Below are 12386 nucleotides of genomic sequence, written 5' to 3'. Positions count from 1 at the left end.
AGGACGCAGGCGCCGCGCCCCTGGACCCGAAGGGGCGGCCGGGGCGGCGCGACGGGTGCCGCGCGGGGCCGTCCGCTGGGAGCGGGGGGGGGAGGGGGGGATCGTCGGCCGGTCGCGACGCTACCGGCCCGGACGTAGGCTTGACGCGGGGCGAAGTCGCCGGAAGCGGTCGTCCGGCAGTGGGCGGTGCGGGAACCGGCTCTCGCGAGGCGCTTATTCCGCCGGCGGCGCGTGTGTGCCGCGCAAGGCGCTCGGTGGTGGCATCCGTTGGCCCGGGGCCTGCTTCCACCTATACCATTAGGAGCATATGCTCCTAATGGTATAGGTGGAAGCAGGCCTGCGATGCCGCTCACCGGCCGTTCCCGCAGTGCCTGTGCCTGTGGATGTGCCCGTCGATCACCGCGCGCTCCACCCCGGATGCGAAGGCGCGATCTTGTCCGATCCCGTAGAAGGTGAGCACCTGATGGCTGTCGCAGACCTGGTCCTGATCACAGGTGCCGGCGGCGTGGGCCGCGCCGTCCTGGAGAAGCTGCGCGCACAGCAGGTGCCCGTGCGCGTCATGGTCCGCCGGGACGACGACCGTGCCGCGCAACTGCGCGCCCTGGGCGCAGAGGTCGTCATCGGCGATCTCACGCGACCCGAAACCGTCGCGGCCGCACTGGAAGGCGCCAAGAGCATGTATTTCGCCATGCCCGTCTCACCCGACCACCTCCTCGCGGCGACCGTCGCGGCGAGCGTCGCGCGGGAGTACGGCATGCTGGACGCGCTGATCGACATGTCGCAGATGACGGTGTCTCAGATGACCGCCACCAGCACCGCCGAGTCGCACCAGCAGCGACTGCACTGGCTCGCGGAGCAGGTCCTGAACTGGTCCGGACTGCCGGTTGTGCACATCCGGCCGACGACGTTCCTGGACAACCCGCTGTTCACGACGCTCCCCGCGCAGACGATCCGCGAGAACGGCACGATCGCGCTGCCGTTCGGAGCGGGACGCACGTCGCCGATCGCCGTGGACGACGTCGCACGGTCGGTCGCGGCCGTGCTGCACGACCCGCTTCCCCACGTGGGGCACGTCTACGAACTGACCGGGCCACGCACCCTCGACATGACGGAGATGGCCGAGGCCTTCTCCAAAGCACTGGGCCGGCCGGTGGCCTACGTCGACGTGCCGCTCGAACAGTGGCGCACGCAGGTGCTCTCCAAGATCGGCCTGCCACCGCACATCGAGCAGCACATCGTCACCATGTGCCGGCTCCACCAGCAGAACCGCTACGACCGTGCCTCCAGGGACGTCGAGAACCTCACCGGGGAGCCGGCCCAGACGATCGAGCAGTTCGTGACGGCACACGAAGACCTCTACCTCGGCTGACGCCTTCCCGGCCGGCCGTTCACGGGGGCTTTCCGCCCTTCCGCACGTCCTGCACACCACGGGACCGCGCCGAAGAAGTCCCGTACAGGCGCGGGGCCCGGACAACGAAAGTGAGCGCAGAAATGAACATGAAACTCGAACTTCTCGTCCTGCCTGTCTCGGACGTCGACCGCGCCAGGGCCTTCTACGAGAAAGCGGGCTTCCGGCTCGACCTCGCCAAGGACATCAACGAGGACTACCGGGTCGTGCACCTCACGCCGCCCGGGTCCGAGGCCTCGATCATCTTCGGCAGGGGCCTGACGACGGCCCCGCCCGGCTCCGTCCAGGGCCTGTACCTCGTCGTCCCGGACATCGAACAGGCCCGCGCGCAGCTCGTCGGGCGCGGCATCGAGGTGAGCGACATCTTCCACGACGGCAAGGGCGTCTTCTTCCACGGGCACGACGCCGGCGATGTCGTCCACGACGGCCAGGGCCAGGAGCGGATCACCGGCCCGCACCCCGAGCGCGCCAGCTACGGCTCCTACGCCACCTTCAGCGACCCGGACGGCAACGGCTGGGTGCTGCAGGAGATCACGCAGCGAGCCCCCGGCCGCTGACCCGGCCTCGCCGCACGAGCAGCCCGACGAGACGGGCACACCTCCCGGCCGCAAAGCCGCGGTGCGCCACACGACGCGCCCCCGGGGCATCGCGATCCGACCGGCCGAGGCCTCCACGGCTCGTGCCGTCACCCGAGACGCGCCACACGACGCGTCCGGGGGCATCGCGATCCGACCGGCCGAGGCCTCGACGGCTCGTGCCGTCACCCGAGACGAACAGGATCAATGATGAGTCAAGTCGCATCGAGTGAAACGAGCCGGGACTACGACGTGGTCGTCATCGGTGCCGGTCCGGTCGGCGAGAACGTCGCCGACCGGACCCGCGCCGCCGGGCTCAGCACCGTCATCGTGGAGAGCGAACTCATCGGAGGTGAATGCTCGTACTGGGCATGCGAGCCCAGCAAAGCCTTGCTCAGGCCGGTCCTGGCGCGCGCCGACGCCCGGCGTGTCCCGGGGCTCGCCAAGGCGGCGGCCGGGCCGCTGGACGTCGCCGCCGTACTCGCCCACCGCGACGAGATGACCTTCCACTGGGACGACGGGAACCAGGTCAAATGGCTCGAATCGGTTTCCGTCGACCTCGTGCGGGGCCACGCGCGCCTCGACGGCCCCAAGCGCGTGTCGGTGACGACCCCGCAGGGAGATACGGTCCTGCTGAGCGCACGTCATGCCGTCGCCCTCTGCACGGGCACCACCACGGCACTGCCCGACCTGCCAGGACTGGACACCACAAGGCACTGGACCAGCCGAGAGGCCACCGGCGCGGACCATGTGCCCGGCCGGCTCGCGGTGGTGGGCGGCGGGGTGGTGGCGGCCGAGATGGCCACGGCCTGGCAAGCACTCGGCTCCCAAGTGACCCTGCTCGTCCGCGGCGACGGGCTGCTGCACCGGATGGAGCCCTTCGCCGGCGAGCTCGTCACCGAGGGCCTGCGCGAGGCGGGCGCCGACGTGCGCCTGGGGGTCACCGTCACAGCGGTCAAGCGCCACGGTGGGGACGACGGCGAGGTGGCCATCACCCTCGACGACGGCAGCGACCTGGTCGCCGACGAGATCCTCTTCGCCACCGGCCGCATCCCGAACACGAGCGACGTCGCACTGCACAGCGTCGGCCTGACGCCGGGCGACTGGCTCACCGTCGACGACTCCTGCCAGGTCACGGCCGTGTCCGACGGCTGGCTCTACGCGGTCGGAGACGTCAACCGCCGCGCGCTCCTCACACACCAGGGCAAGTACCAGGCTCGGATCGCCGGGGCCGCGATCGTGGCGCGGGCGAAGGGCGGGCAAGTCCACACCGACAGGTGGGGTCCGCACACCGCCACCGCCGACGCCGCGGCCGTCCCGCAGGTCGTCTTCGTCGACCCTGAGGTCGCATCCGTCGGCCTGACCACACACGAGACCCAACAGTCCGGACGGCGCGTCGACGTGGTCGACTACGACCTGGCCCGCGTCTCGGGAGCCCACCAGTACGCCCAGGGCTACCGAGGCAGAGCCCGCATACTCATCGACGCGGATCAACGCACGGTGGTCGGTGCCACTTTCGTCGGCCCCGGAGTCGGCGAACTGCTCTACTCCGCCACCGTCGCCATCGTCAGCGAGGTACCGCTGGAACGCCTGTGGCATGCCGTGCCGGCCTTCCCCACGATCAGCGAAGTGTGGCTGCGACTCCTCGAGACCCACCGCGGCTGAACGCAGACAGCCACATCCAGCCCCTCCCATCCAGAACCCGGCCCACGGTCGCAGCAGCGAGAAAAGGCACCTCACATGACCGACACCGAACGCGACAGCGAAAACCACCAAGGACTGAGCTACTACCCGTGGTGGCTGGACAACCTGGCCGATGACGTCACCCTGGAAGGCGCGGCGATGAACGGCACGGCGCGAGGACCCGAAGCGGTGCGCGCCATCGTGGTCACGGCACGCACCCTGTACGAGTTCCAGGACTTCAGCTACGCCGGCGACTTCGGCGACAACGGATTCCTGGAGATATACGAGTCCTCCATCCAAGGCGAACCCCTGAAGGTCGTCGTCACAGTCACCCGCAACACCGCAGGACAGGCCCAGGACCTCGCGGTCCTCCACCGGCCGTGCAACGCACTGCTGCTCTTCTCCCGTCTGATGCACAAGAAGTTCGCAGGCACCCCGCTCGCCGAGCACTTCCTCACCGACGAGTCCTGAGCAACGATCCCGGACGCACGCCCGAACCGCCTCACTGTGTGAGGCCGGTCAGGCGGCCGGCACGGTGCCGGGCTGGTCATGCACGTCTGCTACCGCGTTGATCTGATCTGTGCCCGCCTGGGTGAGGAAGACCCACGTCCCGTAGACGCCCCACGTGAGGCCGAGCAGCGAACTCGCGGCGTAGAAGCCCAACCCCCAGGTGGAGCCGACGGCGGCGAACACTCCGGCGGCGGCGATACCTGCCGCGAACACGACGAGCGCGACGACGAGGACGAACCGCGCATGCCGGGACGTGCCACGGCGGGCCGCGTGGTCGAGCACCGCAAGCAGACTTGCGCTCGCCGCTGCGGCGACCAGCAGCTCGACCCCGAGCGCCCAGGTCGGCTGCGGCAGAGTGACCAGCGATGCGGTCACTGTGGTCGTCAGGAACAGGGACACGGTCTGCGCGGCGCGGTTGCGGTACTCCTGGGAGGTGGCGACGACGTCGAAGCGGAACGCGACGACGATGAAGGTGAGGCCGGTGAGGCCGGCGGCGCTTCCACCGACGGTCGCGGCGAACGTGGTCCACATGGCGGTTGCTCCTGGGCGATCTGCGCTGGGGGCGGAAGGTCTCGGTGCGATGAAGTGCCGTGGACGGCGGCCGTCGCGCCGCGCCGCCGCCCACCTCGCGGAACTACCTCGTCTCGACCATGGCCATCGGGTCCTCACCGTTCTCCAGGGCGTTCACCGCGTTCTTCCAGGACGGGTCGGCCGAGTAGAGCCGGCTGCGCAAGTACGCCCACACAAGAGCCCGCAGAGTCGCCACACGCTCGGGATTCTCGTCGTCCGTCTCCGCCGCGTCGTATCCGGATATGCCACCGAAGATGTGGCCGGCGCCGTACATGGTCACCATGGTCTTGTTGCCGCCAGGGCTGGCCGAGTAGGCGTCGGCACGGTAGCTGAGCCGACTGGAGAAGTGCGGGTTGAGGTCCTGATCGCCCACGATGATCAGACCGGCGCCTGTCATCTGCTCGAAATCGGTGTAATACAGCACCGGGTAGTTCGTCTTCGCCCACTCGGCGAAGTGCTCGTCGTTGCCGATGCCCGGAGCCCCGATGAGCACCCCCGCCTTGACACGGGAGTCGGAGAGGTCCTTCGGCCGGTCGTCCCCCGGGTCCAGCATCCGGGCCCCGAGGAGGAGAGAGACGGTGTTGCCGCCCAGGGAGTGTCCTACGGCACCGACACGATCCCTGTCGATCCGCCGCTCGGCAAGACCGGGGACGGCGGCCTCGATGGCGTCGAGGCGGTCGAGGATGGTGTGCATGTCGGTGGCGCGGTCACGCCAGAACAAGGGCGCGTCCCTCAGACCGGTGTCGCGCAGACCGAGGGCCGTCGAGTCCAGGTGGGTCGGCTGGACGACCGCGAACCCATGGGCGGCGAAGAAGTTCGCCAGCGGCCCGTAACCGTTGTAGGAGGACAGGAAGTTCGCCATCCCATGCCCATGGGACAGGAGGATGAGCGGCAGATCGGTGCCGCTCGCGGGAATCGACACCTTGACCTCCAGCGGCACGGGCCGGCCGGGGACGTCGAGGGTGACCGGGTGGTAGGTGAGGACAGGTTGCGACGCGTTGACCGGGATGTTGGCGGCGTCGCTGTACGGCTTGCTCATCGGAGCCCTTTCAAGATCGGTGTCGACATAGCGCCCGTCGCAAAGGGCGGCAGGCAGGGGAACGGCGGTCATGGCCACGAGCCCAAATGGGTCAGGGACCGCCGCCCGGCACCCGGATCGGTACGAACGGGGACAGTCCGACGGCCAGGGGACGACTTACCCGACCTTCGACGGTCGTGCCTCCCGACCCGACGGACGCCCCTCGTCCTGCCGGGAACTGTAAGATCGATCGAACAAGCCGAACTAGGGCGAAAATGACATGGCTGAGTCCGCGAGCGACGGGCATCGCAGAAGAGCACCGTTCGGAATCGAGAGCCTGGTCGTGCGCGTTGCCGACGGTGACTTCCCGACCGTCGTGAACAGCGGGTACACCGTCAAGATCACGCACGGCGGATCCGCACCCCCCTTTCAGTACCTCGGGCGAACCCAGAGTCCCCCTGCTCCTGGCGCGGTGACGGTGATCGAACCCCACGAGGTCGTGAGCTGCCTCGCTCAGGACAAAGCCGCCGCTGACGGCCAGGCCCTCGTGCAACTGATGTTCATCGACGCCGAACTCATCCCGCTCGGCACAGGCCGCCCGCGCTTCCACCAGGTGACCTACTCCGACCGCGGCCTCTTCAACGGCATCGCCGCGCTGCACAGAGGTCTGGCCGACGGCGAGGACGAGTTGGACCTCGAGTCCTCACTGATCCGCCTGCTGAACGTCCTGCTCGCCAGGCACGCGGACGCTCCCGGCACAGCGAGTCCGACACTTCGCCCTCGAGCGCTTCGTCAAGTACGAGAGATGCTCCACAACCAACTGGACTCCAACATCAAGCTCGACGACCTCGCGGCCGTCGCCGGTTGCAGCAAACGCCACTTGATCAGGGGTTTCCGGGAGGCTTACGGAGTTCCGCCGCACCGCTACCGGACCTTGTTGCGTTTGGCACACGCCAAGTCCCTGCTGGCGGCAGGACGATCCGTGGCAGAGACCGCCGCCGAGCTTGGCTACTGTGATCAGAGCCAGCTCAATCGGCACTTCCGCCGGGAGCTCGGTATGAGCGCGGGTGGCTATGCCAGGACCGTGAGGTAGGCCCGAGATGTCCTGACCCACCGTCACCTTGCCATCCCCCGTGGGAAGATGCCGACTGGCGCGCCCGGTCACGTCCCCTGGAGCGCGGACCGACGGCCATGCGATGATCCCGCTCTGAGGCTGTGCGGTGAGTCGACAGGACAGGGCACGGCGGGGCCGACCCAGACAACAAGGCCGTAGCTCACACGCGCATCGTCGCAAACAACACTGTCGCCGCCTTCAGCAGCCCCAGCCCCTGCGATCTCTTTCAGCGACCCGTAGGAAAACTCCTGCTGCAAGGGAGTTACTCGGGCTTCGCCCGTGTACAAGGACGGTCGCCGAACGCGGCTGATGCGTCGAGGTCAACGTCGCCGACCGCGGCATGGAACTGGCACCGGGGCCCGACGCCAGCCCCAGCCGGTCGGGGAGACGCGAACCGCATCCCTACAGGCGTGTGCGGCCCACGCGGTGACCGGGCAGCACAACCAGCCCATCACAGGCGTCGTCGAGCTACTGCCAGGCATTGTGGTTCGGAGGGCGGAGGATGGGGTGAGGTGCCCTGATTCTTTCGTAGTTTCATCGATTGTTCGGTGGGTGCCGAACCGTCCGGCTTGTAGCGTGCAGAACCCCTGCGGGGGAAACGCCCGCGCCGATGACGCCGGAGGCCCCCTGTGCCGGAGACGGACCTGAAGCAGCAACTCGCAGAGCGGTTCCGCGAGGTCAACGGCGGCCATCCGATGACCGACCCGGATGACGCGTACGTCAGCGCACAGTTCGTTGCCCTGGAGGAACTGTGCGCAGTCCATGGCCGCGAAGCCGATACGGTCCGCCGGCTGATGCTCGAGCAGCGTCTGCCGCTTCCGGGATATCTGCGCTCCGACGGTGCTGAGATGGTACCGGCCGACCTGTTCACTCTCGCCGACGAGGCCGGCGGCGTAGACCTGCTCGAAGCATGGTTCACCGCTCACTGGGCCGACCCGATGACAGGGAAGGCGGAGTGGAATGCGTATCTCAGCGGACAGTACGTGTGCCTGCACTCCGTGACCCCCACCACCATTCAGCGTAAGGACTACCTGACGACCGCGATCGGTGCCGCAGTGAACGAGCCGGATACCGGTTCAGTGCAATGGTCTGAGCGACTGCACGCTCTTGTCGACGAACTCGACACCCTGGAGCCGGCATTCACGGGCTACGACCGCCTTCGATTCGGCGGACCCACCTCCCGAGACACCTGCATCAACGCCATGCGCGCCCGCTTCCCGCGCCCGTGACCCGAAGCCGTGGGTGGCGTTCCGCAGATCGGTCGGGCCATTCCTGCCGCGCGGACTTCACGACCTTCCACGAGGTGGGCCGTCGAAGTGGGCCCCGACGCGGACGAGGGCCACAAGGCAGGGAGCGTTCACAACCCGCCACCGCTGCTGAGGCGGGCCCGGTCTCGTGCCAACAGCCGGTCGCGGGCTGCGGACCGGCCCCGACAAGCCCCCCGGCCCGCCTGAACCGGCGCTACTGAAGGCCGCCGAGGCCGCCGGGCTGCTCGTACCGGGCTCTCGCCCGGGGGAGGGGGGAGGGCCGGTGTGCGCACCGTGGGCGCGAAGCCGCGGTCGGCCTCGCCTCACCGGTCGGGCAGGCGGCGAAACTCCTGCCAGAAGCCTGCCCCCGACCGCCAGCCGACCCCGCAGGACACGAATCGCAGCGAGCGCCGGGTAAGCACGGCCACCGGTCCCTCCCCCTGTGACGATGAGGCGGAGGGCATCGGCCCGGCCGGGTTCACTCACCACCCGGCGCACCCTACTGGCTTCCCCCCAGACCGCTGGACAACCGACTGCCTCAGGCTCACTGCCGCACCGACAGTGCGCGAGCGTGAGGCCGCCGACGGCCACGAGCAGTCCCCGATGGCGCGAGGTGATCAAAGCGTGGTCGCGTCCCACTCTCCGGGCTTGTCGTGGATCTCCTGGAGAAGCCGGGCGAAGGTCTCCCGTTCCATGAGAAGGGCGCCATACTCGAGCGGAATCCGCTTGCCATTGATCACCGCGGTGGGCGTGCCGGGACCTTCAGGTTCCTTGACCCCACCGGCCCTCTCGTAAGCCTCCTCGGAAGCGGCGACGAAAGCGCGGTACTTCATGGACCGGACCGCCTCATCAAACCTCGGACTCCGCAACCCCTCGACATCACCGGCAAGTTCCAGCAGGTAGGCGTCGGTGTAACCGTCGACACTCTCCTCGGGCTGGTTGGCATAGAGCAGCGCGTGATACTCCACGAACTTGCCTTCCTCCAGCGCGGCACGCAGCGCGTTGACCGCCTTCTTAGAACCGGTGCCACCGAGCCGGTCATCCAGGAAGGAAGCGAGCGTGTACTCGGCAACGGCCGACCGGTCGAGCAACGCCTCACCAAGCCGCGGACCACCGCCCGTCGTCTCGAACTCCTTGCAGTACGGACAACGAGGATCCTCATACAGATGCACCTTCACCGGCGCGCCAGGATCACCGACAGCGATGGTGGTGCCATCCGCACCGAGCCGCTCCGGCAGCATCGCGGCGCTCGCAAAATCAGGCTCGTGCTCCGCCGCTCGCTGCCCGCACCCCGACACAACAAGCACCGCAGCCGCGCACAGCACAGCCCACCGGCCCCCACGCCTCATGAACCTTCCCCTCCCCAGAGAACAGCGCGACCCTAGATCATCAGCAGGAAGAACGCACCAGCAATAGCCATCGACAGAGCCGGCTTCGATCATCCGGGCCGCCACCGCAGCCCCATCACCGACCGCCGCAGAACTCCGCACCCAAAGCTTCGGCGAGCAACCACGACCCTTCCGCCACTGCTCACTCCCACAAGCCCCAGGACCAAACTGCGGGCGAATGCCCCATCGCCCATCGGCCCGCGACCGGGCCGAGCTCCTCGGCATCACGCGAACCGGCAAGAAGCACGGCACACCGTGTACGCGGGCCAACGCACCAGGACCTCGCTGACCAGGGCAGTACCCCAGACGGGCGAGGTCAACCAGTACGACTCCTCAAAGACCACCTGTGCGAATCCCTTTCAGTCTTCGAACGGCTACTGGCGCAACACTTCGGGTGTGCCCGAACGACTCGCCGGCAGGACCCAGCGCTGTCCGGCCCGCCGACACCGGCAGCCATCGATGTGACGCGGTCAGCCCCATGACCACCGCACACGCCCGCATCTTCGGACGACGCACGGACACCCGCTACTCGGTGCCCCATCCGCGGCGGCGACCACGCCCTCCATCAGGCCCCGCCCCCTCTCGCCAGGACACATAGGACAACAGCAGCAGAACGGCCGCGCCCCGCCTGTTGATCGGCGCCAAAAGGAGGTCGAGGTAGGCCCGCCGGGCCACCTCAAAACATCACATTCCCGTTGCCCGGAATGTACGGCGCAGTGTGCTCTTTTCGGTACGTGACCGAATAGGCCCCGACATTATGGTGTTCCAACCGCAGACTGTAACGCTACGACGAATACCGGACGCTGTAGAGGGAGGAAAACAGATCCCCCCATGAACCACACCGACCCGGCGTCCGGATACCAGACCCACGGCCATCCGGCGACGCCCGACCCATTCCGTCCGCAACCAGAACGCCGCACACAGAACGGCCCTCACCATCTGCACGATCGCCGACATCACGGCCGGCCTGCTGGGATTGCGGACCGTGCTCCACCTGCTCGACGCCAACCAGGCGAACCCCTTCGTCGAATTCGGTGCACAGAACGGCAGACTGGCTGGCCGGATGGGCACAAGACATTTCCACCATGGACACAGAGAGCCTACGTGCCAATTAGGGGCTTCCGGCCGTCATTTGTCTACTGATCGACGACGGCATTGCCACAAAAATAAACCGAGCCTGATCCAACGCGAACGCGCCACTTCTGCAGAGCCTCACAAAGCCCAACGCCGCGCCGAAACGACCACTTCGGACAGTGCCCAAGATGGAAAGGCCAGCACCATGACAGGCAGCCCGAACGAAGGAAACCCCCCACCCATCTACGAGGACCTGGTGCGCGAGCGGGGAGACGCCCTGGCAGCCGCCGAACAGGCGCAGTACCAGACAGCCCAACTGCTAGGCAGCAGCCACCCGCTCCACCAACCGCACCCCGCGCGCGCGTGACACCCGAGACCAACGGTGCCCGGCGGCAATCGGATCACAAGACCGACCCCGTGAGACCCGCATCCCTGTGAACAGGTCCCGCGGAGGAGGGCAGGCACACACATCACGAAGCCTGAGGATGATCGACAGGCCCGTACAGGATGGTATTCATGCCCCATGAACATTGATCATGCGGACCCTGTTGAGTTGGCTGCGCTCCATGCGGCGTTCGATGCCGATGACGGAGCTGAGCCGGCTCTTGAATGGGAGGCGGTCCGTGTCTTTGAGGCAGAACACGGAATCGTGCTACCCGAGCCCTATCGGACCTTCATCGCTGAGATAGCGGACGGTTCGTCCTCCGGGCCGCCGACGTACGGGCTCCTGCCCGTGGCGAAGCTTCCGGACGACTGGGGCGATGACGAGCAGGACCGTGACCTGCGGGAGCCGTTTCCACTGACCCGGGCGTGGAAGTGGGAAGAGGACGAGGCATCGAACGACGATACCGACGATCTCCTTGAAAAGGTCTACAGCCAGGGCTCCATCGTGCTCGGCACCGACGGATGTGCGATGAACTGGCACCTCATCGTCACCGGACCCCATCGAGGGCACATCTGGCTCATCAGTGACGTCGGTGCCGTCCCCTTCGGGGCTCAGTTCGGTTACACCACCGGAGAACCCGGCTTCGCGGGATGGATCCGGCACTGGGCCGACAACAAACCTTGGTATGACGCTGCATAACCTGTTCACGAACTCGTGCACGGCAGCATGAAACCTCGAGGGCGCCGGCAGTGCGCGCCTTGCCACGTCTTGTGTGCGGTCTGCATGATGTCCCTCCCCGCGTAGTGGCTGACCGCGGGAATCGGAAGAGCTGGCGAACTCCTGGCCCGCCACCTCGACCGTCGTGACGCATGAAGGATAGAGCGGCGCTACCGCCGCGCACTCGGCGGGCAATTCCATTAGAGATCTGAAACTCCACGCCGCACCCTCGGACTTTCCGCATCCCCCGGAGAACGCACCCTTAAGGACTCCAAATAGCAACGTGTCCAACCCGTGACGGGAAGGTCTGTTCCACTCCTGCCGCATACCGAATTGCACCTGATTGCTCGTCAGGTGCTGCGCTGAGGGTGTACGGCCGGACAGCCAGCTTCTGCGCCCTCAAGGCCAACGCCCTTAGGGCACGTGGTCGGTCTTCTGACGTCCCTTCTGGCGCAACTGAGGGGAAGTCATTTTTTCGAGAAAGTTTGACCTTTATAATTTTTACCCTCCCAAGAGGTGCCAATACCGCTATTGGATATTTCCAACCGAGCCGACCCCGCTCGTGTAGCTGCGCTTCTCAGGAATTCGCGGAGCGAATTTCTGTCTGGAATTGCGGAGCAATTCCAGGACCCGGAACGGAGTGACGGGTCATCAACTCCACTGCGGAGCAGGGGAGTTGGCCGCCGCGTAGCGGCTG

Annotated in this window: 10 protein-coding genes; 7 read left to right on the top strand and 3 right to left on the bottom strand. The window is 67.2% G+C overall.

Going from position 1 to position 12386, the window contains the following annotated elements; genetic code table 11:
- Positions 1–463: 463 nt before the first annotated feature.
- From ACFV46_RS31100 to ACFV46_RS31085, 4 genes are all read left to right on the top strand, one after another.
- Positions 464–1369, top strand: coding sequence for an NmrA family NAD(P)-binding protein (locus ACFV46_RS31100; protein WP_385500683.1), 906 nt, complete (start codon positions 464–466; stop codon positions 1367–1369).
- A 122-nt stretch (positions 1370–1491) separates the two neighbouring features.
- Positions 1492–1965, top strand: coding sequence for a VOC family protein (locus ACFV46_RS31095; RefSeq protein WP_361929609.1), 474 nt, complete (start codon positions 1492–1494; stop codon positions 1963–1965).
- Positions 1966–2193: 228 nt separating this feature from the next.
- Positions 2194–3648 (top strand): dihydrolipoyl dehydrogenase family protein, encoded by a 1455-nt coding sequence (locus ACFV46_RS31090; protein ID WP_385500682.1) that lies wholly within the window; start codon positions 2194–2196, stop codon positions 3646–3648.
- Between the two features lie 75 nt (positions 3649–3723).
- Complete coding sequence (locus ACFV46_RS31085; RefSeq protein ID WP_385500681.1) at positions 3724–4137, top strand: hypothetical protein; 414 nt, start codon at positions 3724–3726, stop codon at positions 4135–4137.
- A 48-nt stretch (positions 4138–4185) separates the two neighbouring features.
- Here the strand turns inward: ACFV46_RS31085 and ACFV46_RS31080 are convergent, their stop codons facing one another.
- Complete coding sequence (locus ACFV46_RS31080) at positions 4186–4707, bottom strand: hypothetical protein (RefSeq protein ID WP_385500680.1); 522 nt, start codon at positions 4705–4707, stop codon at positions 4186–4188.
- Between the two features lie 103 nt (positions 4708–4810).
- Positions 4811–5785, bottom strand: coding sequence for an alpha/beta hydrolase family protein (locus ACFV46_RS31075; RefSeq protein WP_385500738.1), 975 nt, complete (start codon positions 5783–5785; stop codon positions 4811–4813).
- A gap of 259 nt (positions 5786–6044) precedes the next feature.
- Here ACFV46_RS31075 and ACFV46_RS31070 point away from each other — a divergent pair, with 259 nt between their 5' ends.
- Positions 6045–6857 carry a helix-turn-helix domain-containing protein gene (locus ACFV46_RS31070; RefSeq protein ID WP_385500678.1) on the top strand — a complete coding sequence of 271 codons (813 nt, stop codon included), beginning with the start codon at positions 6045–6047 and terminating at the stop codon, positions 6855–6857.
- A 650-nt stretch (positions 6858–7507) separates the two neighbouring features.
- Complete coding sequence (locus tag ACFV46_RS31065; protein ID WP_385500676.1) at positions 7508–8107, top strand: DUF6058 family natural product biosynthesis protein; 600 nt, start codon at positions 7508–7510, stop codon at positions 8105–8107.
- Between the two features lie 635 nt (positions 8108–8742).
- Here the strand turns inward: ACFV46_RS31065 and ACFV46_RS31060 are convergent.
- Positions 8743–9366, bottom strand: coding sequence for a DsbA family protein (locus ACFV46_RS31060; RefSeq protein WP_385500675.1), 624 nt, complete (start codon positions 9364–9366; stop codon positions 8743–8745).
- Between the two features lie 1744 nt (positions 9367–11110).
- Here ACFV46_RS31060 and ACFV46_RS31055 point away from each other — a divergent pair.
- Positions 11111–11671, top strand: a complete 561-nt coding sequence (locus ACFV46_RS31055) for an SMI1/KNR4 family protein (protein WP_361929590.1) — start codon at positions 11111–11113, stop codon at positions 11669–11671.
- The last annotated feature ends 715 nt before the right edge of the window (positions 11672–12386 follow it).

Origin of the sequence: Streptomyces sp. NPDC059852, assembly GCF_042731455.1 — a bacterium.
Lineage (GTDB): Bacteria > Actinomycetota > Actinomycetes > Streptomycetales > Streptomycetaceae > Streptomyces.
Note: the sequence above shows the minus strand (reverse complement) of the source record. Positions and strands in the feature narration are given on the sequence as shown.